Annotated in this window: 25 protein-coding genes; 12 read left to right on the top strand and 13 right to left on the bottom strand. The window is 70.9% G+C overall.

Features of this window, described 5'->3' with window-relative positions; genetic code table 11:
• Positions 1–43 precede the first annotated feature (43 nt).
• A complete protein-coding gene (locus tag BUB75_RS05350; RefSeq protein WP_073251958.1) occupies positions 44–1,066 on the top strand; it encodes an iron-siderophore ABC transporter substrate-binding protein in 1,023 nt (340 codons plus the stop codon).
• Positions 1,067–1,109: 43 nt separating this feature from the next.
• Here BUB75_RS05350 and BUB75_RS05345 read toward each other — a convergent pair whose 3' ends face one another.
• Positions 1,110–1,385: a hypothetical protein gene (locus tag BUB75_RS05345; RefSeq protein ID WP_073251956.1), complete on the bottom strand. Its 276-nt coding sequence runs from the start codon at positions 1,383–1,385 to the stop codon at positions 1,110–1,112.
• Positions 1,386–1,547: 162 nt separating this feature from the next.
• Here BUB75_RS05345 and BUB75_RS05340 point away from each other — a divergent pair, with 162 nt between their 5' ends.
• From BUB75_RS05340 to BUB75_RS05330, 3 genes are read left to right on the top strand one after another with little or no spacing between them, the layout of a single operon-like run.
• Positions 1,548–2,129 (top strand): peroxidase-related enzyme, encoded by a 582-nt coding sequence (locus tag BUB75_RS05340; RefSeq protein WP_073251954.1) that lies wholly within the window; start codon positions 1,548–1,550, stop codon positions 2,127–2,129.
• A 10-nt stretch (positions 2,130–2,139) separates the two neighbouring features.
• Positions 2,140–2,751, top strand: coding sequence for a peroxidase-related enzyme (locus BUB75_RS05335; protein ID WP_073251952.1), 612 nt, complete (start codon positions 2,140–2,142; stop codon positions 2,749–2,751).
• Complete coding sequence (locus tag BUB75_RS05330; RefSeq protein ID WP_073251950.1) at positions 2,748–3,968, top strand: SfnB family sulfur acquisition oxidoreductase; 1,221 nt, start codon at positions 2,748–2,750, stop codon at positions 3,966–3,968. Before BUB75_RS05335 ends, BUB75_RS05330 begins: the two co-directional genes overlap by 4 nt.
• Position 3,969: 1 nt before the next feature.
• On the opposite strand, the gene BUB75_RS05325 is transcribed toward BUB75_RS05330, so the two are convergent.
• Positions 3,970–4,545 (bottom strand): AAA family ATPase, encoded by a 576-nt coding sequence (locus BUB75_RS05325; protein WP_073251948.1) that lies wholly within the window; start codon positions 4,543–4,545, stop codon positions 3,970–3,972.
• A gap of 136 nt (positions 4,546–4,681) precedes the next feature.
• Positions 4,682–5,056 (bottom strand): winged helix-turn-helix transcriptional regulator, encoded by a 375-nt coding sequence (locus tag BUB75_RS05320; protein ID WP_073251946.1) that lies wholly within the window; start codon positions 5,054–5,056, stop codon positions 4,682–4,684.
• Between the two features lie 115 nt (positions 5,057–5,171).
• Between BUB75_RS05320 and BUB75_RS44860 the strand changes: the two genes are divergently transcribed.
• Together BUB75_RS44860 and BUB75_RS05310 are read left to right on the top strand one after the other, a co-directional pair.
• A complete protein-coding gene (locus tag BUB75_RS44860) occupies positions 5,172–5,741 on the top strand; it encodes an NADPH-dependent FMN reductase (protein ID WP_073251944.1) in 570 nt (189 codons plus the stop codon).
• A 9-nt stretch (positions 5,742–5,750) separates the two neighbouring features.
• Positions 5,751–7,055 (top strand): M20/M25/M40 family metallo-hydrolase, encoded by a 1,305-nt coding sequence (locus tag BUB75_RS05310; protein ID WP_073251942.1) that lies wholly within the window; start codon positions 5,751–5,753, stop codon positions 7,053–7,055.
• Here the strand turns inward: BUB75_RS05310 and BUB75_RS05305 are convergent.
• Genes BUB75_RS05305 through BUB75_RS05285 form a run of 5 tightly spaced genes read right to left on the bottom strand, consistent with a single transcriptional unit; the run spans position 7,041 to position 12,481 of the window.
• Positions 7,041–8,027, bottom strand: a complete 987-nt coding sequence (locus BUB75_RS05305) for a nucleoside hydrolase (RefSeq protein WP_073251940.1) — start codon at positions 8,025–8,027, stop codon at positions 7,041–7,043. The two genes, BUB75_RS05310 and BUB75_RS05305, sit on opposite strands and share 15 nt — an antisense overlap.
• Entirely contained in the window at positions 8,024–8,929 is a 906-nt protein-coding gene (locus BUB75_RS05300) for an ABC transporter permease (protein ID WP_073251938.1), read from the bottom strand. The genes BUB75_RS05305 and BUB75_RS05300 overlap by 4 nt, the downstream gene beginning before the upstream one ends.
• Positions 8,926–9,966: an ABC transporter permease gene (locus BUB75_RS05295; protein WP_084740231.1), complete on the bottom strand. Its 1,041-nt coding sequence runs from the start codon at positions 9,964–9,966 to the stop codon at positions 8,926–8,928. The genes BUB75_RS05300 and BUB75_RS05295 overlap by 4 nt, the downstream gene beginning before the upstream one ends.
• Positions 9,963–11,444: an ABC transporter ATP-binding protein gene (locus tag BUB75_RS05290; RefSeq protein WP_073251936.1), complete on the bottom strand. Its 1,482-nt coding sequence runs from the start codon at positions 11,442–11,444 to the stop codon at positions 9,963–9,965. Before BUB75_RS05290 ends, BUB75_RS05295 begins: the two co-directional genes overlap by 4 nt.
• Positions 11,441–12,481: a BMP family ABC transporter substrate-binding protein gene (locus BUB75_RS05285; protein ID WP_084740230.1), complete on the bottom strand. Its 1,041-nt coding sequence runs from the start codon at positions 12,479–12,481 to the stop codon at positions 11,441–11,443. The genes BUB75_RS05290 and BUB75_RS05285 overlap by 4 nt, the downstream gene beginning before the upstream one ends.
• Before the next feature lie 128 nt (positions 12,482–12,609).
• On the opposite strand from BUB75_RS05285, the gene BUB75_RS05280 reads away from it, so the two are divergent.
• Positions 12,610–13,335 carry a GntR family transcriptional regulator gene (locus BUB75_RS05280; protein ID WP_073251934.1) on the top strand — a complete coding sequence of 242 codons (726 nt, stop codon included), beginning with the start codon at positions 12,610–12,612 and terminating at the stop codon, positions 13,333–13,335.
• Here the strand turns inward: BUB75_RS05280 and BUB75_RS05275 are convergent.
• The 5 genes from BUB75_RS05275 to BUB75_RS05255 are packed head-to-tail and all read right to left on the bottom strand — an operon-like array spanning position 13,332 to position 19,782.
• Positions 13,332–14,513: a GNAT family N-acetyltransferase gene (locus tag BUB75_RS05275; RefSeq protein ID WP_073251932.1), complete on the bottom strand. Its 1,182-nt coding sequence runs from the start codon at positions 14,511–14,513 to the stop codon at positions 13,332–13,334. The two genes, BUB75_RS05280 and BUB75_RS05275, sit on opposite strands and share 4 nt — an antisense overlap.
• On the bottom strand, positions 14,510–15,532 hold the full coding sequence (locus tag BUB75_RS05270; protein WP_073251930.1) for an ABC transporter permease: 1,023 nt from the start codon (positions 15,530–15,532) through the stop codon (positions 14,510–14,512). The genes BUB75_RS05275 and BUB75_RS05270 overlap by 4 nt, the downstream gene beginning before the upstream one ends.
• Positions 15,529–16,455, bottom strand: coding sequence for an ABC transporter permease (locus BUB75_RS05265; protein ID WP_073251927.1), 927 nt, complete (start codon positions 16,453–16,455; stop codon positions 15,529–15,531). The genes BUB75_RS05270 and BUB75_RS05265 overlap by 4 nt, the downstream gene beginning before the upstream one ends.
• The gene (locus BUB75_RS05260; protein WP_073251925.1) at positions 16,448–17,998 is read right to left on the bottom strand and encodes a dipeptide ABC transporter ATP-binding protein; all 1,551 of its coding nucleotides are present in this window, start codon (positions 17,996–17,998) and stop codon (positions 16,448–16,450) included. The genes BUB75_RS05265 and BUB75_RS05260 overlap by 8 nt, the downstream gene beginning before the upstream one ends.
• A gap of 2 nt (positions 17,999–18,000) precedes the next feature.
• Positions 18,001–19,782 (bottom strand): ABC transporter substrate-binding protein, encoded by a 1,782-nt coding sequence (locus tag BUB75_RS05255; protein ID WP_073251923.1) that lies wholly within the window; start codon positions 19,780–19,782, stop codon positions 18,001–18,003.
• A gap of 131 nt (positions 19,783–19,913) precedes the next feature.
• On the opposite strand from BUB75_RS05255, the gene BUB75_RS05250 reads away from it, so the two are divergent.
• The 5 genes from BUB75_RS05250 to BUB75_RS05230 are packed head-to-tail and all read left to right on the top strand — an operon-like array spanning position 19,914 to position 25,621.
• Positions 19,914–21,479 (top strand): ABC transporter substrate-binding protein, encoded by a 1,566-nt coding sequence (locus tag BUB75_RS05250; protein WP_073251921.1) that lies wholly within the window; start codon positions 19,914–19,916, stop codon positions 21,477–21,479.
• On the top strand, positions 21,480–22,433 hold the full coding sequence (locus tag BUB75_RS05245) for an ABC transporter permease (RefSeq protein WP_073251919.1): 954 nt from the start codon (positions 21,480–21,482) through the stop codon (positions 22,431–22,433).
• 13 nt (positions 22,434–22,446) lie between these two features.
• A complete protein-coding gene (locus BUB75_RS05240) occupies positions 22,447–23,313 on the top strand; it encodes an ABC transporter permease (RefSeq protein ID WP_084740228.1) in 867 nt (288 codons plus the stop codon).
• Positions 23,310–25,166 carry an ABC transporter ATP-binding protein gene (locus tag BUB75_RS05235; protein WP_073251917.1) on the top strand — a complete coding sequence of 619 codons (1,857 nt, stop codon included), beginning with the start codon at positions 23,310–23,312 and terminating at the stop codon, positions 25,164–25,166. The genes BUB75_RS05240 and BUB75_RS05235 overlap by 4 nt, the downstream gene beginning before the upstream one ends.
• The gene (locus tag BUB75_RS05230) at positions 25,163–25,621 is read left to right on the top strand and encodes a hypothetical protein (RefSeq protein ID WP_073251915.1); all 459 of its coding nucleotides are present in this window, start codon (positions 25,163–25,165) and stop codon (positions 25,619–25,621) included. The genes BUB75_RS05235 and BUB75_RS05230 overlap by 4 nt, the downstream gene beginning before the upstream one ends.
• The last annotated feature ends 4 nt before the right edge of the window (positions 25,622–25,625 follow it).

Raw genomic sequence — 25,625 nt, 5'->3', positions numbered from 1 at the left:
GCTAGCCTAAGGGCTCACTGTTCTTGTCTCCGGGAGGAACCCCGTGCTCCGCAGGCTCGCAGCGGCCGCGTCCGCCTTAGTCCTGGCCGTCGGCCTCGCCGCGTGCGGTGGTGGCGACGACGGCTCCGAGACCACGACGTCAACCTCGGGCGCCACCGACGCGTTCCCGGTGTCGGTCACCCACAAGTACGGCACGACCGAGATCACCAAGGAGCCGAAGCGCATCGTCGTGGTCGGCCTCGTCGAGCAGGACGCGCTGCTCTCACTGGGCGTCGTCCCGGTGGCCACCACCGAGTGGTTCGGCGGCCACCCCGGCGCGATCTGGCCGTGGGCGAAGGACGAACTCGGTGACAAGACCGTGCCGACCGTCCTGACCAACACCGACGGTCTGCAGCTGGAGAAGATCGCGGCGCAGAAGCCCGACCTGATCCTCGGCATCTACTCCGGCCTGACCAAGGAGGAGTACGACAAGCTCTCGAAGTTCGCCCCGACGATCGCGCAGCCGAAGGGCGGCATCGACTACGGCGTGAGCTGGCAGGAGCTGACCACGATGGTCGGTACCGCGGTCGGCCGGAAGGCGCAGGCCGAGAAGGTCATCGCCGACGTCGAGGGCACGATCGCGAAGGCCAAGTCCGCGCACCCCGAGTTCGCCGGCAAGACCGGTCTGATGGCGACGAACTGGGAGGGTTACTACGTCTACGGAACGAAGGACCCGCGCGGCCGCTTCCTCACCGACCTCGGCTTCACGCTTCCCGCCGGTCTGGACGCGGTGACCGGCAAGGAGTTCGGCGCCAGCATCAGCCGCGAACGCACCGACCTGCTCGGCGTCGACGCACTGGTCTGGCTGGTGCCGGATCCGGCCGCCGACGCCAAGAAGATCCAGTCCGACTCGCTCTACGCCAAGCTCGGTCTGACCAAGGAAGGCCGCGACCTCTACCTCAAGGAGGACGAGAGCCTCGGCGGCGCGACGTCGTTCATCTCGGTGCTGAGCCTCCCGTACCTGATCGACGAGCTGGTGCCGAAGCTCGCCGCCGCGGCGGACGGTGACCCGGCCACGACGGCGTGAGCCTTCCCGGGTGGGGCGCGCAGCGGCGCCCCACCCGGGCTCGTCACCCCTCGCTGAGCGTCGGCCTCCGCTCCTCCAGCGACGCCGCGATCGGAGGCAGTCCGGTCAGCGCTCCGTCCACCGCTTGCAAGACACGGTCCGCGTCGTGCCGGCCGGCCAGCCCGTCGGTCGCCCCCACCGCGTGCCGGAGGTAGTCCACCAGCGAGGTCAACGCTTGCGCGGCATAGGCCGTCCGCGCCGGGCTGTAGGGACCGGCCAACGGCCAGTGCCCGGCGACGACGGCGTATCCATCGATGTCGGTTCCGCTCTTCTCGTCCACGCGAGATCACCACATTCGCACTCGAACCGGTGCGCCCCCGGGACCATTCTGGACCGTCCCTGTCCGGTTCGCATGTCGAGCACCGCCGAGACCCGTTCCTTTCCCTAGCTTCTCTGTATAACCTACTGACTTAGTAGCCAATTCGGCCAGAGAGGCACCCCCATGTCCGTCGACACGACCGAGGCAGTGAGCATCTCCCGGCTCCGGGTCCCCGAACTCGACCAGTTACCGCCGAAGCTCCGCGAGCAGATCGACTCGATCACCGCGCAGCTCGGGTACACGCCGAACTGGATTCGTGCGTTCGCGCTCGGCGGCGCCCACACCGCCCGCTTCAACGAGTACCTGCTCCCGCTGCTCGACCCGAACCAGGGCCTGCTCCCCTATGCCGACCGCGAGCTGCTCGCGACCGTGACGTCCGCGGAGAACGGTTGCAGCTACTGCCGGCTCAACCACGCCGGGAGCCTGGGTCACGCGCTGGGCGACCGGAAGCTCGGCACCCGGATCGCGATCGACTACCGCGAGGTCCGCGAGCTGACCCCCCGGCAGCGGACGCTCTCCGCGTTCGCCGCCAAGCTCGCCGTCCACCCGGGCGAGGTGACCGACGAGGACATCGAGAGCCTCCGCGACCTCGGCCTGACCGACGAGGCGATCTACGAAGCGGTGCAGATCGTGGCGGTCTTCGCCGCGGCGAACCGGTTCAGCATCTTCCTGCAGGTCACGCCCGACGACCAGTTCTTCTCCTAGGCGGCGCGCGATGACCAGCATCTCCCGTCTCAAGGTCCCGTCCCGCGACGAGCTCTCCCCGGAGATCGTCCGGTTCCTGGAGACCACCGAACGCACGCAGGGCCACGTTCCGAACTGGATCAGCGGCTTCACGCTCGGCGGCGACCACTTCACCCGGCTGAACGCCTACCTGTTCCCGCTGCTCGAGGGCTCCCCGGACAGTCCCGGCACGCTGAGCCTCCGCGAGCGCGAGATTCTCTCGACGATCGTGTCGGTGGCCAACCGGTGCGCGTACTGCCACGCGTTGCACGTCGACGGCCTCGGCAAGGTGCTCGGCGACCACCGGCTGGCGCACCGGATCGGCCTCGACCACCGCGAGGTCGAGGAGCTCTCCGAGCGCGAGCGGCTGCTCGCGGACCTCACGGTCACGCTCACCCACACGCCGGGTGAGGTGAGCGACGCGCAGATCGACGAGTTGCGCGCCGCCGGGCTGACGGACGAGGACATCTACGAAGCAGTCCAGATCATCGCGGCGATCAACGCCACCAACCGGATCAGCCTCGCGCTCGGCCTGCTGCCCGACGCCCAAAGCTTCCCCGAGGCCCAGAGTTTCCCCGAGACGACGAGGAGCGCCCACGCGTGACGACGACACTGGAACAGGTGATTCCGGTCCTGGCGACGCCCGCCGAGGCACTGGCCGTCGCCCGCGAACTGGCCGGCCGGATCGTGCAGACCGCCGCCGCCCGTGACCGGGAACGAAGCGCGCCGCACGAGGAGCTGGCCGCGATCGACGCCAGCGGACTGCTCGGGATCGCGGTACCGGCCGCGCACGGCGGGCCGGACCTGCCGCGCTCGACCGTGGTCGAGGTCTTCCGCATCCTGGCCCGCGCGGACTCGGCGGTCGCCCAGCAGCTGCTGGCCCACTTCGTCGTCCAGCACGCGATCTCCGGGCTGGGTGATACCGCGCCGGCGCCGCGGATCTTCGCGGACGTGCTGGCCGGTGGCCGGATCGGCAACGCGACCGTCGAGCGCACCACCAAGCGCTCGGTAGACCGGGAGACCCGGGTCCGGAAGCAGCCGGACGGCACCTGGCGGCTCGACGGGCTGAAGTACTACGCGACCGGCTCGCTCGGTGCGGCCTGGATCGCGGTCGCGGCGCTCGACGACGACGGTTACCCGGCGACCGTGTTCGTCCGCCCCGGGGACGCCGGGGTCACGCTGCGGCTGGAGGACTGGTCGTCGTTCGGGCAGCGAGCGTCGTTCAGCGGCACCGTCCGGTTGGAGGGCGTCGTCGTCGACGCGGAGTTGGTGCTGCCGGAGGGACCGCCGCCGGAGGAGCTCCCGCCGCTCGTGCTCGGCGCCTACGACCAGGCCCTGCACGCCGCGATCGACGTCGGGATCGCCCGCGCGGCGCTGGAGGACGGCGCGGCGTTCGTCCGTGACCGCAGCCGGCCGTGGTTCGAGTCGGGCCTCGACCAGGCCGCCGACGAGCCGCACGTCCTGCGGCGCTTCGGTGAGCTGACCACTCGCCTGCACGCGCTGGAGGCCCTGCTGGAGCGCGGCGCGCGGCTGGTGGACGAGGCGCTGGCCGCGCCGGAGCTCACCGACGAGAACACCGCGGCGGCGACCCTGGCGGTTGCCGAGGCCAAGGCGCTCGCGCAGGAGCTGGCGCCGGAGATCGCGTCCGGGATCTTCGAGCTGGCCGGTACCTCGGCGACCGACGAGGCCCACGACCTGGACCGGCACTGGCGCAACGTCCGGACGCACTCGCTGCACGACCCGGCGCGCTGGAAGTACGTCCACATCGGCAACCACCTGCTCAACGGCGTCAACCCGCCGCGGCTCGGGGTGCTGTACTGAGTCAGAAGTTCCAGGCCTCTTCGGCGAACCGCACGTCGTCCGCCTGCAGCGCCTCGTCGATCAGGTCGACCCGGTCCTCGATCGGGGCGGGCGGTACGTCGACGAGCTCGTAGCCGCACGTCTCGTAGGCCGTGCGGTGCACTTCCTCGAACCGTTTCGCGTCGGCCAGGCTGATCCGCCTGGCCGACGTCGGTTCGACCTCGCCGAACAGCTCGATGAAGAACACCACCGGCTGGTAGATCGCGCTCTGCACCACGCGGTTCACCTCGGCCCGGAGTTCCCTGGTCACCGGTAATTCCAGGTAGCGCGCCAGCGCGAGCGTGCAGATCGGCGACCGGTCGTAGACCTGAACCGACGCCCCGTCGAGCGGCGCCTGCTGCTGCCGCTGCTGCTGCAGCCGGACGATCGTGTCCACGAAGCCGGGCTCCTGCCACGGCTGATCGACACCCCGTTCCTGCGCACGGGCGATGACGTCGGTCGCCGCCTCGTCGACCACCGAGTACCCGCGCTGCTGCAGGGCGCGGGCTATCGTCGTCTTCCCGCCCCCGGGCGCACCGGTGAGGATGTATCGCCGCATGTTCCGCGGCCTACTCGGGGCGCGGCGACGCGGACGGCTGCCCGACGTGGATGTCCCTCACATCCCCCATTGACCCAGCGATCGGCGGCGGACGCAAGATACCGGCAGCGGGCGGTGGAAATCGCGCGCCGAACAGTCAGTGCCGGTCGGCGTCGAAGCGGGAGCGATGCTCCTCGACCTCGGCCTGGGTGTCCTCGCCCCAGACCACCAATCCGGTCAGCGAACCCAGGAACGTCTGCCCGAGCGGCGTCAGCGCGTACTCGACCCGGGGCGGCGTCTCCGGGTACGCGGTCCGGGACACCAGCCCGTCGCGCTCCAGGCTCCGCAGCGTCTGGGTGAGCATCCGGTGCGAGATGCCGTCGACCGCGCGCAGCAGCTCGGTGAACCGCATCGGCCCGCCGACCAGCTGCGACACCAGGACGAGCGACCACGTGTCACCCACCCGGCGCAGGAGCTGGCGGGTGTGCCGTTGCGTGCGCTCGTCACCGCAGGGAGTGCTGGTTCGCTCCACGGCTCCACGCTAACCCGTCACGCACTTCAAAGTGCGCGACTCGACCCTCTTTCCCTACCGGAGCAGCAGGAGATGCAATGGACGCATCCCCGATCTACCGAACAGGAGCACCTCCGTGACCAGGATCGCCATCATTCTGGGCAGCACGCGCCCCGGCCGCTACGGCAAGGCCGTCGCCGACTGGGTCTACGAGAACGCCCGCCTGCGCAGCGACGCCGAGTTCACGCTCATTGACCTGATCGACTACCCGCTGCCGCACCTGGACGAGCCGATCCCCGCGTCCGGCGGCCAGTACGCGAACGAGCACACGCTCGCCTGGTCGCAGGCGATCGCCGGCTTCGACGGGTTCGTCTTCGTGACGCCGGAGTACAACCACTCGACGACCGGCGTGCTGAAGAACGCGATCGATTACCTCTACGCCGAGTGGAACGACAAGGCCGCGGGGTTCGTCAGCTACGGCGCCGCCGGTGGCGTCCGTGCGGTCGAGCACCTGCGGCTGGTCGCCGCCGAACTGCAGCTGGCCACCGTGCGGTCCCAGGTCGCGCTCTCGCTCTACACCGACTACGAGAACTTCGTGACGTTCCGGCCGCAGCCGACCCAGCTCGACGCGCTGACCTCGACGCTGGACCAGGTCGTGGCCTGGTCCGGTGCGCTCGCGACGCTGCGCGTTACCGCCGCCGCGTAGTCTCGGCCTGTGCCCGTGCCCTCCGCTGTCGACGAGGTCGTGGCGCTGACCAGCGCGTTGATCCGGATCGACACGTCGAACACCGGTGATCCCGACGCGCAGGGCACCGAGCGGCCCGCAGCGGAGTACGTCGCGGGCCTGCTCTCGGACGCCGGCTACGAGCCTACCTATGTGGAGTCCGGCCCCGGCCGTGGCAACGTCGTCGTGCGGCTGCCGGGGGCCGACCCGGGCCGGGGCGCGCTGCTGGTGCACGGCCACCTCGACGTCGTCCCCGCCGACCCGGCCGAATGGGCCGTGCACCCGTTCTCCGGCGAGGTGCGGGACGGCTACGTCTGGGGACGCGGCGCCGTCGACATGAAGGGCATGGTCGCGATGGCGCTCGCGGTCGCCCGGCAGTTCCGCCGGGAGCGCACCGTGCCGCCGCGGGACGTGATCTTCGCGTTCCTCGCCGACGAGGAGGCGGGCGGGCGGCTCGGCGCCCAGTGGCTGGTCGACCACCGGCCGGAGCTGTTCGACGGCGCGACCGAGGCGATCAGCGAGGTCGGCGGCTACTCGGTCACGCTCGGCGGCACCCGCGCCTACCTGATCCAGGTCGCCGAGAAGACCTCGTTCGCACTCCGCCTGGCCGCGCACGGCACCCCGGGCCACGGCGCGATGCTGCACGAGGACAACCCGGTCGCCCGGCTGGCCGAGGCGGTGGCCCGCCTCGACCGGCACCGGTTCCCGGTGCTGCTGACCGACCCGATGCGCCAGTTCCTCACCGGTGCCGGCGAGCTGTTGGGTGCACCTTTTGATTCGGACGATCCGGAGGCGACCGTCGCCCGACTCGGTCCGCTCGCCCGGCTGATCGGCGCGGGCCTCCGCGACACCGCGAACGTCACGATGCTCTCCGCGGGCTACAAGTCCAACGTGGTGCCCTCGGTCGCCCGCGCCGAGGTCGACTGCCGGGTGCTGCCCGGCCGCCTGGCCGCGTTCGAACACGAGCTGGTGGACGTGCTGGGGCCCGGCATCGAGGCCGAGTGGCGCCATCTACCGGCCTGGGAGACGACGTTCGACGGGCCGCTCGTCGACGCGATGACCCGTGCGGTGACCGCCGAGGACCCCGGTGCCCGGCTGCTGCCGTACCTGCTGCCCGCGGCCACCGACGCGAAGGCGTTCGCCCGGCTCGGTGTCCGGACGTTCGGGTTCGCGCCGCTCCGGCTGCCGCCCGACCTGGACTTCAGCGCGCTGTTCCACGGCGTCGACGAGCGGGTGCCCGTCGACGCCCTGGAGTTCGGCGTCCGTGTGCTGGAGCGGTTCCTACTGAGCAGCTAGCCGCGCGTCCGCGTTCGCGAGGACCGCGGTGAACTCGGTGAGGAACGCGGCCTGGTCGACGTCGAGCACGACATGGGTGTCGGGGGTCTCGATCAGCGGGAACGCCGGAAGCTCCAGGTCCGCGGTTCGCATCAAGCGAGCGCGGACCGCGTAGCCGTCGTCGCGCACGTTGACCGGACCGTCGGCGGCACGCGTCACCAACGAGGGGTGGACCAGGATCGCCGCGGCCAGCGGGTCGTGCGCCGAGCAGATCCGGCGGCCCCACTTCTCCTGGTAGAAGTCCAGGTAGTAGCTCAGGATCGCGGTGCAGAACGACGTCACCGGGCCGTTCTGCTCGGCGACCGCCGCGAGGAACTGCTCGTCGAGGATCGCCGGCGTCGTCACGTTGACACCCACCATCACGAGGTTCCCGTGCTCGGCGCCGAAGACGATCTCGGCGGCCTGCGGGTCGGCGTCCACGTTCGCGTCGACCTCGAGGATCGTCCCGGCGGGCTGGTACGGCCCGGAACCGCCCATCACGACGATCGACCGGTACCGGGTGAGCACCAGCGGGTCGATCGCGATCGCGTCCGCGAGGTTCGACATCGCGCCGAGCACCAGCAGGTCCACCTCGCCCGGCTGCTCGCGGCCGATCCGGACCAGCGCTTCGGCGGCCGGCTCCGCCGACGGGGTGCTCGGCAGCTTCTCGACGCCGAGGTCACCGAGCCCGTCGTGGCCGTGCACGTGGTAGGAGTACCGCGGCGGCTTGCCGCTGATCGGCCCCGGCCGGCCCAGGTGGATCGGCACGTCCGGCAGGCCGCACAGACCCAGCACGTGGCCGACGTTGACCGCCGAGTCCGCGGTCGAGCAGTTGCCGTGGGTGGCGGTGATCGCGACCAGGTCGACGCCGCCGACCGCAGCCAGGTAGACCAGCGTGAGCGCGTCGTCGATACCGGTGTCGGTGTCGACGACGACGGCGCGGCGGGACGTCATGGATTTCCTCCAGCGAGTTTCGGCCTGCGGATCGAGGTCAGAAGGAGCGCGATCAGCGTGATGACGTACGGAGCGGCGTCGGTGGCTTGCTGCGGCAGGCCCAAGCCCTGCAGCCGGAACCCGAATGCCTCGGCCGCGCCGAACACCACGCAGGCGGCGAGCACGAGACCCGGCCTCCCACGGCCGAGCATGACCGCGACGACCGCGACCCAGCCACGCCCGGCCGTCATCTGCTCGCTGAACAGCTGGACGTTGCCGAGCGCGAGCTGGGCACCGGCCAGGCCGCAGAGGGCTCCGGCGACGAGGATCGCGGTCTGCTGGTATCCGTCGACGTGCACACCGAGGCTGCGGGCGGCCTCCGGGTTCTCGCCGATCCCCCGCAGCCGCAACCCGGCGGGGTGACGGGCCAGGAAGAACGCGAGCGCGGGCACCAGCAGCAGGCTGAGTACGACGACCCAGCTGCTGCTGTGGAAGATGTCGCCGAGGACCGGGATGTCGCCGACCCAGGTGTCGCCGAGCCGGGTGAGCCCGGCCAGGTCGGGGCTGCTGTACGTGCCGCTGGTGCCGAGCACCGAGCGGAGCAGGAAGCCGGTCAGTCCGACCGCGAGCAGGTTGGTGCCGATCGCGAGCACGATCGGGTCGGTCCGGAACCGGATCGTGCCGACGGCCAGCACCAGCGCGGTCAGCACCCCCGCGCCCACCGCGGCGGCGACGCCGAGCAGCGCGCTGCCGGTCTTCGCGCTGACCGCGACCGCGGTGAAGCAGCCCAGCAGCATCTGGCCCTCGAGCCCGATGTTGAACACGCCCACCCGGGCGCAGAGCGCGCCGCCGAGCGCCGCGAGCAGCACCGGGGCCAGCGCGATCAGGACGGCGGCGACAAAACCGAGCGTGAAGACGTTCACCGGGCACCTGCCCGGGCCCGGGCCCGACGTGCCTGGACGGCAACGATCAGGACGAACGTAATGACGACCGAGGCTTGGATGATCGCGGTCAGCTGCCGTGGGATACCGACGTCCCGCTCCATGCCGGTGCCCCCGACCTGGAGTGCGGTGAACAGCAGGGCGCCGGCGAGCAGCCCGGCCGGCCGCCCGGAGGCGATCAGCGCGACCGTGACGCCGGTGAACGTGTACCCGGGCGTCACCAGCGCGCCGTCGATGAACCGGTACGGCGGCCCCGCCACGATCAACGCGCCGGTCAGGCCGGCGATCGCCCCGCTGGCGGCCAGCGCGCCGGTGGTGCGTCGGGCGACGTCGATACCGACGTACTGGCCGAACCGCAGGTTCGCGCCGAGCGTCCGGAGTTCCAGGCCGGTGCCGGTTCTGGCGTCGACCACCCAGTACACGGCGAAGATCAGCACCGCGACGAGCAGTCCGACGTTGACGTAGGCGCTGTAGGGCAGGCTCGGCAGGTGCATCGCGTCCGGCAGGCGGGGCGTCTGCGGGATGCCGGTGCCCTTGTCGGTCAGCGGGTACCGGGCCAGGTAGGACGCGAAGGAGACCGCGGGAAAGCCGAGCAGCAGCGTCGAGATGATGATCGGGACGCGGCCGTAGCGGGCCAGCGGCACCGCGAGCGCGGCCCAGAGCGCGGCGGCCACCGCGCCGGCGGCCGCGGCCAGCGCGTAGCCGGGCAGGCCGGCGTTCGGGATCGCGATCGCGACCGCGGCGGCGGTGATGCCGCCGAGCACGAGCTGGCCGTCGCCGCCGAGGTTGAACTCCCCCATCCGGAGCGGGATCGCGAAGCTCACCGCCATGCCCAGGATCGGCGCGAACGCGGCCGCGAGGTACGGCAGGTTCGTGTCGAGCAGGACGCCACGGACCAGCGCCTGGTAGCCGGTGAGCGGGTTCGTGCCCGCGGTGAGCAGCACGATCGCACCGACGAGGAACGACGCCAGCAGCGCGGGCAGCGCCGCACCGGTGAGCGCCCGGCGGACCAGGCTCACGAGAGCACCTCCGTGGCGTTCGTCATCGCCTCGCCGACGCGCTGTTCGGTCAGGTCCGCGCGGTCGATCGCGGCGACGAACCGGCCGTCGACCATCACGTGCACCCGGTCGGCGAGCGCGATCAGCTCGCTCAGCTCGTTGGAGACCAGCAGGACGCCGTGGCCGGCGGCCCGGTAGTCGAGCAGCTCCCGGTGGATGTACTCGATCGCGCCGACGTCGACGCCCTGGGTCGGGTTCTCGGCCACCAGCAGCGGTGCCCGGTGCTCCAGCTCACGAGCGAGCACGACCTTCTGGGCGTTGCCGCCGGACAGCGAGGACATCAGCGCGTCCGGCCCGGCGCCGCGGACGTCGTGGCGTCCCATCAGGTCGGCGGCGAACCGCCGGAGAACCGCGGGCTTCAACCAGCCCTTGCGGTAGTGGCCGACCGCGAGGTTGTCCTGGACGCTCAGGCTGCGGGCGGAGCCGACCGCGCCCCGGTCCTCCGGGACGTAGGCCAGGCCCGCGGCGCGCCGGCCTCGGACGTCCTCGCGACTGACGTCGCGTCCGGCGATCCGAACCGAACCGACCGATGGACGCAGACCGACCGTGGCCTGCACCAGCTCGCTCTGGCCGTTGCCCGCGACGCCGGCGATCCCGACGATCTCCCCGGCCCGGACGACGAGCTCGTCGCAGTGGACCATCCCGGTCCGCAGGTCCGTCACCTCGAGGACGGCGGCACCGACCGTGCTGGGTTGGTCGTTGGTCGCGATCTCGATGTCGCGGCCGGTCATCGCGCGGGCCAGCGCCCGTGGGTTGGTGGAGGTCGTGGGCATGGCCGCGACGACCTTGCCCTGCCGTAACACCGTCACCCGGTCGCTGACCTGCATGACCTCGTCGAGCTTGTGGGTCACGAGCGCGACGACCGTGCCGCGCTCGGCCAGCCGGCGGATCGACGTGAACAGCAGCGTGGTCTCGGCCGGGGTCAGGACCGCCGTCGGCTCGTCCAGGATCAGCACGTCGGCGCCCCGGTAGAGCGCCTTGAGGATCTCGACCTGCTGACGCAGGCCCATCGGCAGCGAGCCGACGGTCGCGGTCGGCGAGAGCGGCGAGCCGTACTCCTCGACCAGCGCGGCCACTCGCTCCCGGGCCCGGCGCCGGTCGAGCAGCCCGCGCCGGGTCGGTTCGGCACCGTAGATCACGTTGTCGGTGACCGACATGCTCTCGAACAGCTGGAAGTGCTGGTGAACCATGCCGATACCGGCGGCGATCGCGGCGCGCGGCGAGTCGAAGCTCACCTCGGTGCCGCGGGCGAGGATCTGCCCGGAGTCCGGGCGGACGCTGCCGTAGAGCACCGACATCAGCGTCGACTTGCCGGCGCCGTTCTCGCCGACGACCGCGTGCACCTCGCCGGCCCGCAGTTCCAGGTCGACGTCGTCGTTGGCGACCACCGGCCCGAACCGCTTGGTGATCCCGGCGAGGCGCACGCGGCTCTCCGTCATGCTGCTGCGGGGTCCTTCACGACGAGCTTCCCGGAGACGATGTCATCCCGGACCTGCTTGACCTTCGCGAGCACGTCCGGGTACTTCGTGATGAGGCAGCCGGACGACGCGGCGTCGTCCTCGAGGCCGGTCAGGCCGACGCCGTTCTCCTTCAGGCCGTACTCGGTGACGCCACCCGGCTTACCGGAGAAGACCGCCTCGACCGCGTTCTCGATCGCGACGTCGACGCGCTTGGTCGCGTTGTCGACGACCACGCCCGGCGCCTCGCCGCACTGGTTGACGTCGACGCCGAACGCGTAGAAGCCACCGGCCTTGGCGGCCTGGAAGACGCCGGTGTTACCCGCCGAGGAGGCGGCCATCACGTAGTCGACGCCCTTCTGGGCCAGCGTCTCGGCCTGGGCGTTGGCCCGCGCCGGGTCGCTGAACGGGTTGTTGCCGCCGACGAACAGCGGGCTGAACGTCGTCTTCGGGTTCACCGACTTCGCGCCCTCGCCGAACGGGTCAGTCCAGCGGTGGATGAACGGCGAGTCGAGCGCGGCCACCGCGCCGACCTGGTTCTTCTTGGTCAGCAGACCGGCCTCGACGCCGGCCAGGTAGACCGCCTCGTACTCCTTGAACCGGGCGCAGGTGAGGTTCTTCGCCGGGCTCTCCGGGCACGAGTCGACCTGAAGGAACTGCTGGTCGGGGTTGTCGACCGGCGCGGTCTTCATCAGGTCGTCGAAGCTGAAGCTGATCGTGACGATGAGCTTCGGCTTGAGGTCGATCGCGGCCTGCAGGTTCTGCGAGATGCTCGTCGGGTCGGTGCTCTCGTAGACCTTGACGTCGGCGTCCTGCGCCTTCGCCGCGGTCTTGGTGCCTTCGACCGACAGCTTCAGGAACTCGTTGACGCCGACCGGGTTCGGGGTGATGACGACGATCAGCGGCTTGTCCCCGGACGCGGAGGAGCCGTCGGACGAGCTACATCCGGTGGCGGCGAACGCCGTGAGGGCGACGCCGAGACCGAGGGCCAGCAACTTAGCGTGACGGCGTAGTCGCATTCCAGACTTCTCCTACCAGCTGTGTGGGGTATGCTCTCGGCAGCATACGGACTCGATCAGTGATTGAACAACTGAACGAGTGCACGACTCGCTAGGCTACCGAGTGTTTGTTTCGTCCCGGGGAGAGTGTGACCATCACCAGACGTCCGGTGCGTCCCACCGCACTCCCGGAGGTGATCGCCGCCTCGTTACGGGAGCGCATCGGCGTCGAGTGGTCGACCGGTGACCAGCTCCCCAGCGAGGCCGAGCTCGCCGCCGAGTACGCGGTCAGCAGGCACACGATGCGCGCCTCGCTCCAGCAGCTGCAGCGCGCCGGGCTGCTGGAGACCCGCCACGGATCCGGGACGTACGTCACCCGGTACAACTCCTCGATCCGGGCCGGCCTGCAAGAGCTGCGGTCGCTGCACGATTCGATCGCCCAGCAGGGCCACCGGCCCGGCGCCGCCTACCGGCGGCGCCACCGCCGCCCGGTGACGGCCGACGAGGCGCGGCGGCTCGAACGCGGCCCGGACGCCGAGGTGTTCGAGATCGAGCGCGAGATCACCTCGGACGACCGGACCGTGGCCTTCGACTACTCGGTCGTCGCCGCCGACGTGCTACCCGACGACTTCGACTTCTCCGGTTCGATCTTCGAGCAGTACGCCCGGGTCAACGCGATGCCCGAACGTGCCGTGGCGCGGGTTCGCGCGGTGCTGGAACCCGCGGTCGGCTGGGGCGACGGACGCAGCGCGACCGGCCTGTACCTGCTGCTCGACCAGGTCCAGTACCTCCCCGGCGGCCGGCCGCTGTCGTGGTCGAAGATCTACTTCCTCGACGACGGCTTCGACTTCCTCATCGTGCGGCACGGGAACTAGAAGATCGTGCCGCTGTATGGGGCGGCCGCCGTACCGAACGCGGCGTCGGCGGTGGCGAGCGCACCCGGCGTGGATTCGGTGACGCGGCCGGCGCGGGCGAGCTGCCACCAGCGGGTGCCGCCGAGGTAGACCGCGGCCAGCCCGGCGACGTCCACGCTCAGGTCGGCGGCGTCGTCGGTGCGGGTGCCGTCGAGCCGGTAGCGGCCGGTGTTGGCCGGGAGGACGCCGTCGGTGACCTCGATCGTCAGCGCGGCGTCCCCCGCGTACGTGCGGGCGGCGAGCGCGGTGCCGACGTCGACCAGGCGCAGCCACGTCTCGTCGCGGTGGCCGCTGACCGTCACCGCGCGGCGGTCGCGGAACAGCGTCGGCAGCGGGTCGTCGACCGGGCGCCCGCCGAGCACGATCGTGTCGACCAGGTCGACCCGCAGCAGGTGGTGGAGCAGCCCGGCGTAGGCCTCCGGCGTGTGTGCGACGAAGTCCTCGACGACGATCGTGCGCTCGGTGCTGCTCCACCACTCGGCGGTGTTCAGCGGACGGTAGACGAGATAGCCGTCCTCGGCCCCCTCCGTACCGTGGACGGCCAGCTGAGCGCCCGGCCCCGGGCGGTGCGAGGTCCACCACTGGTCGGCGCGCGCCACCGCACCCGCCCAGGACGCCGCGGCGTAGATCTCCGGCAGCAGCTTGCCCGCATCGGCGACCTCGACCAGCCGCACCAGGCCGCTGTCCGGGACCGAATCCCGCAGCACGGCCCGGCGGCGGGCGATCCGGTACTCCGCGGACGTGCTCGCGACGCCGTACCCGAACCGCTCGTAGATCACGGCCTCGGACGCGCGCAGCGTCGCCACCGGCTCGCCGCGCGCCGCGAGGTCGGCCAGTTGCTGCTCGACCAGTGCGGTGACGATCCCCCGCCGGGTGTGGGTGGGGAGGACGCCGATGTGCGTCACGGCCGCGTGCGGCAGCCGCCGGCCGCCGGGGACGACGAGCCAGCCGGTGTAGGAGTCGGCGCCCCCGACGATCACGCCGTCGACCAGCGCACCGAGGTACCGCCCCGGTTCGAGGAACTCCGCCGGGTCGGCGTCCAGCAGCGCGGGCGGCAGCCCGACCATCGCCTTGAGAAACGTCCGGAAGGCGCGGCTGGACTCCTCCGGATGGCGCAGGATGCGGATGTCCAGTGTCATAGCGTCGACTCTTTCGCACGGAGGTTGGGGTCCCGCAGCCTGGTGACGACGTCGACCGCGAAGTTCGTGAGGATGAACACGACCGAGGCGAACAACGTCGTGCCGATCACCACCGGATAGTCGCCGGTCAGCGCCGAGTCGATGGCCAGCCGCCCGACGCCGTCGATACCGAAGATCCGTTCGGTCACGATCGCACCACCGAACACCACCGCGAGCTCCAGGCCACCGAGCGTGATCAGCGGGTTGAGCGCCGCCGACAGCGCGTGGTCGAAGTGCACCCGCCGCTCGCTGACGCCCTTCGCCCGCGCGGTGCGGATGTAGTCCGCCGACAGGACGTCGAGCATCCCGGCCCGCACCACCCGTTGGAAGATACCGATCTCGGCCAGCGCGATCGTCGCCCAGGGCAGCAGCAGGTGCCGTGCCCACTCCAGCGGGTTCTCGGTGAGCGGCACGTATCCGCTGCTCGGGAACCACCGCACGCCGTACGTCGAGAGCTTGAAGAACAGGAAGTACGACAGCAGGATCCCGGTGAGGAACGTCGGGACCGACAGCCCGACGTACGAGACGCCGCCGAGCACCCGGTCGGTGAGCGACCCCGGCCGCCGCGCCGCGAGCACGCCGAACAGGATCGACAGCGCGATCCAGATGACCAGCGCGCCGAGCGCCAGCGAAGCGGTCGCCGAGACTTTCGACAGGATCAGCTCGGTGACCGGCGTCTGCCGCCGGAACGAGAAGCCGAGCGCGGGCGGGAAGTGGAACAGGCCCATCGGGGCGCCCTGGATGTCCGGTCCGCGGAACAGGTAGTGCCAGAGCTGCGAGTACCAGGGTTCGTCGAGCCGCAGCGCCCGGGTGATCCCCTCGATGACCTGCTGGTTGTCGTTGCGGGCCGCGAGCGAGGCCGCCGGGTTCTGGTAGGCGACGCGGGTCAGCGCGAACGTCGCGATCAGCACGGCGAAGATCGTGACGAGCGCCCGCCCGGCGCGGCGGAACAGCCAGTGCTGCCTTTTTGGGTGAATCATCGGGCCGGGTCCAGGACGTTGCGGACACCACCGGCGAGCGCGTTGAAACCCAGCACGGTGAGGAACAGACCGATCGCCGGCACCGCGAGGAACCAGGGCTGCACCTGGTAGAGCGACGTGCTCTGGGCGTCGGCGATCATGTTGCCCCAGCTCGGCGTCGGGGCCTGCACGCCGATGCCGAGGAACGACAGCGTCGCCTCCGCGACGATGTTCGTGGGCAGTTGCACCGCCCAGTAGACGATCACCGCGGGAGCGATCGAGGGCAGGATCTCCCGGGTGATGATCCGGCCGTGACCGGCGCCGAGCGTGATCGCGGCCTCGACGAACGGGCGATGACGCAGCTCGAGCGTGAGCCCGCGGGTGAGCCGGGCGAAGTACGTCCAGGCGAACACCGCGATGACGATGATCACCAGCAGGACCGGGCTGAGCCGGGACGTGCCGTCGGCACCGAGGTTGAGGGCCACCAGGCTGAGCGCGGTGACCACGAACGGGAACGACAGCACGACGTCGGTCACCTGGGAGAGGATCCGGTCGGTCGCACCCCCGAAGTACCCGGAGAGCACCCCGATCGCGGTGCCGAGCACGGCGGCGACGGTGGTGGCCGGGATCCCGACCAGCAGCGAGATCCGGGCGCCGTAGAGCGTCCGCACCAGGACGTCGCGCCCGTTGCCGTCGGCGCCCAGCCAGAAGTCACCGTTCGGCCCGACCGGGACGCCTGCCTCGCTCAGCGCCTCGGACGGAAACTGCTCGGCCGGCCCGTGGCCGGTGATCGCGGCGAACACCGGAGCCGCCGCGGCCAGCAGGACGACAACGCCGATCGTGATCAGCCCGAACCGGGCCGACCGCTCCCGCAGGATCCGGGCCCCGAGCGCCCGGGACGGGGCGGCGGGTGCGGTCGGCGCCGCAACGAGTACGTCAGACATGCAACAGCCCTCGCTTCCGGCCCGGGATCGCGTCGAGCAGCCGTTGGGTGTACGGATCGCTCGGTGCCGCGAACACCTCCGACGTGATGCCGTCCTCCACGACCCGGCCCTCGCTCAGCACCAGCACGCGGTCGCAGAGGTCGGCGACGACGCCCAGGTCGTGCGAGATGAACAGGAACGAGACGTCCAGCTCGTCGCGGAGCCGCCGCAGCAGCGCGAGGATCTGCGCCTGCGTGGTGACGTCCAGCGACGACACCGGTTCGTCGGCCACGACCAGGTCCGGTTCCAGCGCGATCGCGCGGGCGATCGCCACCCGCTGCCGCTGCCCGCCGGAGAGCTGGGCGGGGTATCGGTCGAGCACGTCGACCGGCAGGTCCACCCGGCGGACCGCCTCGCCGAGGTCGGGCGTGGGCCGCTGGTGGATCACGTACGGCTCGGCGAGGATCGCCCGGATCGTCCGCCGCGGGTTGAGGCTCGCGTACGGGTCCTGGAAGACGACTTGGATCCGCGGCCGGAGGGCGGCGGGCACGCCCGCGGCGTAGGGCTCGCCGCCGAGAGCCACCGTGCCGGCCGTGGGCTTCAGCAACCCACTGACGATGCGCCCGATCGTCGACTTGCCGGAACCGGACTCGCCCACGACCCCGAGGATCTCCCCCGCACCGACGTCAAAACTGACGTCGTCCACGGCCGTCACCGACCGCTTACGGGAGGTATACCGCTGGGTCAGGTTGCGGGCCTCGAGCAGGACCGGCCGGTCCTCTTTTTTCGGCGTCACGGCCTTGTGCCGGGTCGCGCTCAGCAGCTCGACGGTGTAGGGGTGGGCCGGAGCCGCGTAGATCTCGTCCGCGGCTCCGGCTTCCACCACTTCGCCGTTTCGCAGCACCACGATGTCGTCCGCGATGTCGGAGACGACGCCGAGGTCGTGGCTGACGAACACCAGCGCCGAGCCGTGCTCGCGCTGCAACCGCTGGAGCAGTTCGAGGATCGAAGCCTGCACGGTGACGTCGAGCGCGGTGGTCGCCTCGTCGGCGATCAGCAGCTTCGGGTTGAGCGCGATCGCCGCCGCGATCATCGCCCGCTGCCGCATCCCGCCGGAGAAGTGCACCGGGTAGTCGTCCACCCGCCGGTGCGGTTCCCGGATGCCCACCTCGTCGAGCAGCTCGACGACCCGGCGCCGCAGCACGGTCCGGCGGACCCGCTCGTGCGCGGTGATCGCCTCGCCGACCTGCTTCCCGATCGTCTTGAGCGGGTGCAGGTTGGCCAGCGGGTCCTGGAACACGAACCCGATGTCCTTGCCGCGCAGCCGCCGCAACGCCCCGGGGGACGCGCCGACCAGCTCGGTCCCGTCCAGGCGGGCGGAGCCGGTGACCTCACCGGCTCCGCCGAGCAGCCCGGTCGCGGCCAGCAGCGACACGCTCTTCCCGGAGCCGGACTCGCCGACGATCGCCAGCGTCTGCCCGGCGTCGACCGCGAAGGACACCCCGCGGACCGCTTCGGTGTCACCGAAGCGGACCCGCAAGTTTTCGACCTCGAACGTCGCCACGGCTACTGCACCGCGACGTTGGTGATGTCCGGGTTCACCGGGACGTTCGACCAGGTGAACTGGCGCAGCCGCTCCGAGGTGACGACGACCTTGCGCAGCTCGAACAGCGGGATCCACGGCAGGTCCTTCGAGACCAGCGCGTCGGCCTTCGCCCAGATCGGACCCGGGTCGTCCGAGACGAACGCCTCCGCCGCCAGCTTGTTCAGCTCCTTGTTGTCGTACGCGACCGCCTGCACGTTGCCGACGCCCTGCGGCGAACCGTCCGAGTTGAGCCAGCCGCCGAGCAGCATCCGGGTGCTGTCGCCCTGCCAGTCCGGCGAGAACGAGCCGGAGAGGTTGAGGTCCCAGACCGCGTCCTTCTTGGCGTAGTAGGCGCGGAAGTCCGCCGCGGGCACCTTGATCAGGTTCAGGTTGATGCCTGCCTTGGCCAGGTCGGCCTTGAGCGTGGTGGCCTTCGACTCCTCGCTGGCGACGCCGCGGTAGATCGCGTTGAGCGTCAGGCCGTTCGGGTAGCCGGCCTCGGTGAGCAGCGCCTTCGCCTTCGCGACGTCACCCTTGTCGCCCTCCGTGGCGTACGGGTCGATGTCCTCGTGGCCGAGGATCGTCGAGATCAGGATCTGGTGCAGCGGCTTCGCGACGACCTTGCCGCCCTGGCCCTGGACCAGGTTCGCGCGGTTGACCGCGTACGTCAGCGCCTGCCGCACCTTGAGGTTGCGCAGCGCCTTCGCGTTCGCCGAGTTGTTGTACGGGGCGGTGTTCAGGACGATGAACTTGGCGCCGGCCCCGTCGGACGAGTGCAGGTGCGCGCTGTTGCTCGCCGTGTAGCTCTGGATCGTCGCGATCGGAGGTGCGGTCAGGTAGAGCGAGAGGTCCGCCTCACCGGATTGGATCTTCTGGACGACCGCGTCCTCGGTGTTCGTGGTGAAGTCGACGACGATCTTGTCCACGTAGGCCTTGCGGGCCGGGTCGCCCGCGGCGTTGTAGCCCTTGACCTTCGAGAGGACGAGTTCCTTGCCCTGCTCGTACGAGTCGACCTGGTACGGGCCGCTGGACGGGTAGTTCTTGCGGAACTCCACCGAGTCGCCGATGTACTTCGAGGCCACCTCCTCGGGCAGCGGCGTCACGAAGTTCATCGCGAGGATGCTGAGGAAGTCGTAGTTCTTGGTGTCGGACTTCAGCACGAGCGTCTTGTCGTCGGGCGCGGACACCCCGGAGATCTCGTGGGTGTCGATGAACTGCTTGGAGCGTGCCGGGTCGCCCGGCTTCACCTTCGCGAACTCCGCGCAGTACTGCGGGAAGCCGGAGAAGATCAGGTTGAAGTAGTTGATGGCCGCGACCTGCTTGTTCGGGTCGCAGAACCGCTTGATCGCGTAGACGAAGTCCTTCGCGACGATCTCCCTGGTCGCCGACCCGGAGTACGTGATGTCGTCGCGCAGGTGGAACGTGTAGGTCTTGCCGTCCGGGCTGACGTCCCAGGACTTCGCCAGGTCCCCGATCAGCTTGTTGTCGGCGCCGAGGCTCTCGGTGCTGCCGGGGAACGTGACCAGCTGGCGAGTGATCCCGCGCAGGATCTGCCACGAGTCGATGCTGTAGCCGGTGAGCGGGTCGAGCGCGTCCAGGTCGGACTCGAGCGAGGCGATGCGGAGCGTCCCGCCGTACCCCGCCTTGCCGTCACCGGCGTCGTCGCTGACCGGCTGGTTTCCGCTGCACGCGGTCAGCCCGAGCGCGAGGGCGACGGCCGCGGCCGCCGTCGCGAGGGATCTGCGGCGGGTGGTGGAGCTCATCGAGGGGTTCTGCCTTTCGGTGTGCGGTAATACCGCAGTACGTCTATCAGGTAGGTAGGGAATTTACTAGATCCCTACTACTCTGATAGACATAGTTCGCTTACCCCCGCCTGTCCCTGAGGAGCACCGCCATGCCCGAGTTCGTGCTGTCCCGCCGTGGTCTGCTGGCCGGTGCCGGCGGCATCGGCCTGGCCGCCCTGCTCGCGGCGTGCGGCGTCGACGACGAGGACGCACCGGCCGCGGACGGTCCCGCCAAGCAGGGCGGCACGCTGCGCGCAGGCACCCTGACTCCGCCCACCGCCGTGGAGCCGGTGACGATGTACGACGGCTCGTCGATCGCGCTGGTGCAGCTCGTCGCCGACTACCTGATCTGGTTGGACTCCGACTTCAAGCTGGTGCCCCGCCTGGCCGAGAAGTGGACCGGCGAGGACGGCAACAAGCGCTGGGTGTTCACGCTGCGCAAGGGCGTCGTGTTCTCCGACGGCACCCCGCTGGACGCCGCGGCGGTCAAGGCCAGCTTCGACCGGCTGCTCGACCCGAAGAGCAAGTCCGCGGCGCTGTCCGCTTTCGACACGGTGCTGGCCCCCGGCGGGGTGGCCGTCCAGGACCCGCAGACCGTGGTGTTCACGCTCGAGCGGGCGTTCTCGGACTTCCCGTACCTGGTCTCCGCGGGCAACTACAACGCGGTGATCCTCAAGGCCGACTACGCGGGCGACTTCACCAAGAACGCGATCGGCACCGGCCCGTTCGTCCTGAAGGACTTCAACCCGTCCACCGGCGCGAGCCTCACCCGGAACGACAAGTACTGGGAGGAGGGCAAGCCGTACCTGGACGGCGTCGAGGTGCGGTTCTACAAGGACTCGCAGGCCGAGCAGCTCGCGCTGCAGAGCGGCGAGCTCGACACGCTGTTCATCACCGAGGCGTCGGTGATCCAGGCGGTCGGCGACATCGCGCTGGACGAGGCCGCGGGCACCGCGATGACCGCGCTGACGCTGCGCGTCGACCAGGCGCCGTTCGACAAGAAGGAAGTCCGCCAGGCGGTCGCGTACGCGCTCGACCGGCCCGCGGTGAACCAGGCCGTCAACGACAACATCGGCAAGCTCGGCAACGACCACCTGTACGCGCCGCTGTTCGCCTCGGCGCCGACCGACATCCCGCAGCGCGCGAAGGACCCGGCGAAGGTCAAGGAGCTGCTGGCCGCGGCAGGTGTGCCGAAGCTCGAGTTCACGCTCACGTTCGACCCGCCGAACAAGGACTACGCGCTGGTCATCCAGGCGCAGTTGAAAGAGGTCGGGATCACCGTCAACCTCGACCAGCGCACGTCGGCCGCATTCTACGGCGGCAACCAGGAGACCGACACACCCTGGCTGTTCACGACCGCGAACCTGGTCGGCTGGGCGGGTCGAGCCGTGCCGAGCCAGTTCGTCAGCCCGATGGTGACGAGCAAGGGCGTCTGGAACGGCTCGAAGTACGCCAACCCCGCGCTGGACGCGGCGCTGACCGCCTACGACGCCGCCGCTGACGACGCCGAGCGGAAGAAGCAGGCGAAGATCATCGCGACCGCGCTGCACGAGGACGTTCCGGTCGTCCTGACGCTCTGGAACGGCGCGGTCCGCGCGTACAACAAGCGGAAGTTCCGCGGCATCGAGGCGCACCCGTCGCAGTACGTCGACTACACGAACGTTTCGGCACTGTAAATGGGACACCTGCTGCTGCGACGCCTCGCCGCGATTCCGGTCACGCTGCTGGTGATCTCGGCGCTGGTGTTCCTGGCCACCGAGGTGCTGCCGGGCGACGTCGCCCGGCAGGTCCTCGGGCGTGAGGCCAGCGACGCCACCGTGGCGCAGCTGCGGGACGAGCTGGGCCTCGACCGGCCGCTGCTGATCCGGTACCTGGACTGGCTGGGCAGCTTCCTCACCGGCGACTGGGGCACGTCGTACACGCTGAAGGTCCCGGTCCGGGACCTGGTGTTCGAGCGGCTGGGCAGCTCGCTGATGCTGGCCGTGTTCGCGTTCGTCCTGCTGGTCCCGGTGGCGCTGCTGATCGGCGTGCTGGCCGGGCTGCACCACGACCGGCCGCTGGACCGGTTCCTCAGCGTGACCAGCCTGACGCTCGGGGCGACGCCGGAGTTCGTCACCGGCGTCGTGCTGCTCGTCGTGTTCTCGGTGTCGCTGCGCTGGTTCCCGGTGTCCGCCCAGGCCGATCCGGGCGCGTCGTTCGTCGTGCAGCTCGAGCACCTGGTGCTCCCGGCGGTCTCGCTGGTGCTGCTCTGCCTCGGGTACGTCGCGCGGCACGTGCGGGCGAGCACGGTCACGTCGGTCCGCAGCCCGTACGTCCGGGCGGCCGAGCTGCGCGGCGCGTCCCGCCGGAGCGTCGTCACCCGGCACGTGCTGCGGAACTCGACCGTGCCGGCCACCAGCGCGCTCGGCGTCCAGGCTCAGTTCCTGCTCGGCGGGCTGGTGTCGGTGGAGCTGCTGTTCAACTACCCCGGCCTCGGTGCGCTGCTGCTCACCGCGGCGCTCGACAAGGACCTACCGACCCTGCAGGCGGCCGCGATGGTGCTGGGGCTGCTCTACCTGCTGATCACGCTCACGGTCGACGTCGTCTACCGGCTGCTCGACCCACGCCTACGGCTGGGGGCCACAGTATGACGGCGGGCGCCTCATGACCGACGTCATCGCGGCTCCGCCGCGTACTCCGGTCGAGCCTCCACCGGTGGTGGCTGGCTCGCGTCGCGTGCCGCTGGCCCTGAGCTTCGGGTTGCTCATCCTCCTGTGGTGGACGCTGGTCGCGGTGTTCGGTCAGCACCTGGCGCCGTTCGACCCGGTGGCCCAGGATCCGGCGACGAAGTTCGCGTCACCGAGCGGTGAGCACTGGCTCGGCACCGACCAGTTCGGACGGGACGTGTTCAGCCGGATGCTCGCCGGGGCCCGGTCGGTGCTCTCGGTCGCGCCGCTCGCCACCGTTCTGTCGCTGATCGTCGGCACGATCGTCGGGCTGATCGCGGGCGCGTCCGGCCGCTGGGTGGACGAGGCCGTGATGCGCGTGCTCGACACGCTCACGGTGTTCCCCGCGATCGTCGCGAGCATCCTGTTCGTCGCGCTGCTCGGGCAGTCCACACCGGTCCTCGTGCTGGTCATCGGCTTCTCGTTCGTCCCGATCGTGGCTCGCAGCGTCCGGGCCGCGACGCTGGTCGAGCGCGACAAGCCGTACGTCGAGGCCGCCCGGCTGCGCGGCGAGCCGACCTGGTCGCTGCTGTTCCGCGAGATCCTGCCGAACATCACGACGACGGTGCTGGTCGAGGCCGTGTCCCGGCTCGGCGACGCGGTGTTCGCCGCCGCCACGCTCTCGTTCCTCGGGCTCGGAGCCGCACCCGGCTCGCCGGACTGGGGCGCGTCGGTGGCCGACAACCGGGCCTGGCTGCAGATCGCTCCGTGGACGGTGCTCACTCCGGCGCTGGCGATCGCGTCGCTGGTCATCGGCGTCGCGCTGGTCACCGACGAGTTGCGCGCCCGGACGGAGCGATCATGAGCCTTTCGGTCACCGATCTGTCGGTCGGTTACGGCACGAAGACCGTCGTCGACACGGTCAGCCTGAGCATCGGCACGGGTCAGACGCTCGGGATCGTCGGCGAGTCGGGCAGCGGCAAGACCACGCTGGTCCGTGCCCTCGGACGGCACCTGCCGGAGAACGGGGCGGTCCTCGGCGGCGGCATCCGGGTGGACGACGTCGACGTGCTGGCGCTGCCGACCGCGGAACTCCGCACCTGGCGTCGGCGCGACCTGGCGTTCGTGCACCAGGAGGCCGGCGCGACGCTCGACCCGACGATGCGGATCGGCGCGCAGCTGCGCGAGGTACTGGCGTTGCAGGGGCGGCCGCGCACCGAGGTGCCCGACCTGTTGGCGGCCGTGCAGCTCCCGGCCACCGTGGCCCAGCGGTATCCGTTCCAGCTGTCCGGCGGGCAGCAGCAGCGGATCGTGATCGCCGCGGCGCTGGCTTCCCGCCCCCGGCTGCTGATCCTCGACGAGCCGACCACCGGCCTCGACGCCTCGGTGGAGGCGGAGATCCTCGACCTGCTCGACCGCCTGCGGCACGAGCTGTCGGCGACCGTGGTCCTGGTCAGCCACGACCTCGGGCTGGTCGGACGGCGCTGCGACGAGGTCGCGGTGCTCTACGCCGGACGCGTCGTCGAGCGCGGCGCGGCCGCCGCCGTGTTGCGCGCGCCCTCGCACCCGTACACGGCGGCGCTGCTGGGGTCCGCGCCGAAGCTCGGGGTGCCGCGGACCGTGCGACGACTCACGGCGATTCCTGGACGGCCGCCGGTGCCCGGTTCCACCGAAGGCTGTGCCTTCGCACCGCGGTGCCCGTTCGCGGACGTGCGGTGCACCTCGGAGGAACCGGTCGAGCGGGTCGTGGACGACCGTGCCGTGCGGTGCCACCACGTCGAGCGGCTCCGGCCGGAGCTGCAAGCGCTCGCGTCGCCGCCGGTCTCGCTGAGCCCGGCCCCGGAACCAGACGGGGTTCGGCTGGTGGTCGACGGACTGACCCGGCGGTACGGCAAGTACCGGGCCGTCGACGACGTGAGCTTCACGATCCGGCGCGGCGAGGTGTTCGGGCTGGTCGGCGAGTCCGGGAGCGGCAAGACCACGGTGGCGCGCACGATCGCGGGCCTCCCGGCCGGTTCCGGTAGCGGCACGGTGCGACTCGAGAATTCGCGGCCGCGTGGCGTCCAAATGGTCTTTCAGCAGCCCGACGCGACGCTCAACCCGTCGCAGCGGGTGCGCACCGTGCTCGCGAGGGCCCTCCGGACGCTCGGCGGCCGGGGCACGGTCGAGGATCTCGCGACGCGGACGCAGGTCGAACCAGCGTTGCTGCCCGCGCGGACCACCGACCTGTCCGGTGGGCAGAAGCAGCGAATCGCGATCGCCCGCGCGTTCGCCGGCGAACCCGACCTCGTGGTCTGCGACGAGCCGGTGTCCGCGCTGGACGTCAGCGTGCAGGCCGGCGTGCTCGAACTGCTGGCCGAGCAGCGCGAGCGGACCGGGACGTCGTACCTGTTCATCTCGCACGACCTGGCCGTCGTCGGGTACCTCGCCGACCGGGTCGGCGTGCTGTACCGGGGGCGGCTGGTCGAGGTGGGGCCGACCGAGGCTGTGCTGTCCGGCCCCCACCACCCGTACACGGCGGCGCTGGTGTCGGCCACGGCTCTGCCGGACACCGATCGGAGCGGCACCGGTTGTCGCTTCGCCGCGCGATGCCCCCACTACCTGGGGCCGCGCTGCGACACCGAGGAGCCGGAGCTGCGGGAGATCACGCCCGGCCACACCGTGCGGTGCCACCTACCCATCGAAGACCTGCCGACGGATGCGGAGAAACGCTCATGAGCGCACCCGAGAACGAGTTCACCGGCGTCGGGACGTCGTCCGTCGTCCGGCGCTGGGTCAACATCAGCACCGGCGGGCACCTGTCCGGGGTGGCCTGGGGCAGCGGGCCGGCCGAGGTCGTGCTGGTCGCGCCGCCGGACGGCCAGGCACGCGACCTGGACGACGTCGCGCTGGCCCTGCAGCGGCCCACGGTCGTCCTGGACCTGCCGGGCACCGGCCGGTCATCCGGTCCGGGCACCACGCCGCGACGGGCCGGACGGGCCGTGGCCGAAGCGATCGCGTCGTTCGCACCGCGCGCCGCGATCTGGGCCGGTGCCGGCGACGCGGCGCACGAGGCCCTCACCGCAGCGACGCGGTTCCGTTCGCCCGCGACGCTGCTCCTCCTCGACCCCGCGGATTCCGCCGACGCCGTCGCCGACCAGCTCCGCCGAGCGCTCTCCACCCCGACTTCCTGAAGGA

This window comes from Cryptosporangium aurantiacum (assembly GCF_900143005.1).
GTDB lineage: Bacteria > Actinomycetota > Actinomycetes > Mycobacteriales > Cryptosporangiaceae > Cryptosporangium > Cryptosporangium aurantiacum.
The sequence above is the reverse complement of the archived record's forward strand: the minus strand, read 5'-3'. Positions and strand labels throughout refer to the sequence as shown.

Bases quoted from the DNA above. Each gene is read 5' to 3' on its own strand.
- BUB75_RS05340 (WP_073251954.1), top strand. From the start codon at position 1,548: ATGTCCGTCGACACGACCGAGGCAGTGAGCATCTCCCGGCTCCGGGTC.
- BUB75_RS05335 (WP_073251952.1), top strand. From the start codon at position 2,140: ATGACCAGCATCTCCCGTCTCAAGGTCCCGTCCCGCGACGAGCTCTCC.
- BUB75_RS05325 (WP_073251948.1), bottom strand. From the start codon at position 4,545: ATGCGGCGATACATCCTCACCGGTGCGCCCGGGGGCGGGAAGACGACG.
- BUB75_RS05305 (WP_073251940.1), bottom strand. From the start codon at position 8,027: ATGACGTCCCGCCGCGCCGTCGTCGTCGACACCGACACCGGTATCGAC.
- BUB75_RS05290 (WP_073251936.1), bottom strand. From the start codon at position 11,444: ATGACGGAGAGCCGCGTGCGCCTCGCCGGGATCACCAAGCGGTTCGGG.
- BUB75_RS05285 (WP_084740230.1), bottom strand. From the start codon at position 12,481: ATGCGACTACGCCGTCACGCTAAGTTGCTGGCCCTCGGTCTCGGCGTC.
- BUB75_RS05275 (WP_073251932.1), bottom strand. From the start codon at position 14,513: ATGACACTGGACATCCGCATCCTGCGCCATCCGGAGGAGTCCAGCCGC.
- BUB75_RS05270 (WP_073251930.1), bottom strand. From the start codon at position 15,532: ATGATTCACCCAAAAAGGCAGCACTGGCTGTTCCGCCGCGCCGGGCGG.
- BUB75_RS05265 (WP_073251927.1), bottom strand. From the start codon at position 16,455: ATGTCTGACGTACTCGTTGCGGCGCCGACCGCACCCGCCGCCCCGTCC.
- BUB75_RS05255 (WP_073251923.1), bottom strand. From the start codon at position 19,782: ATGAGCTCCACCACCCGCCGCAGATCCCTCGCGACGGCGGCCGCGGCC.
- BUB75_RS05250 (WP_073251921.1), top strand. From the start codon at position 19,914: ATGCCCGAGTTCGTGCTGTCCCGCCGTGGTCTGCTGGCCGGTGCCGGC.
- BUB75_RS05245 (WP_073251919.1), top strand. From the start codon at position 21,480: ATGGGACACCTGCTGCTGCGACGCCTCGCCGCGATTCCGGTCACGCTG.
- BUB75_RS05240 (WP_084740228.1), top strand. From the start codon at position 22,447: ATGACCGACGTCATCGCGGCTCCGCCGCGTACTCCGGTCGAGCCTCCA.
- BUB75_RS05235 (WP_073251917.1), top strand. From the start codon at position 23,310: ATGAGCCTTTCGGTCACCGATCTGTCGGTCGGTTACGGCACGAAGACC.
- BUB75_RS05230 (WP_073251915.1), top strand. From the start codon at position 25,163: ATGAGCGCACCCGAGAACGAGTTCACCGGCGTCGGGACGTCGTCCGTC.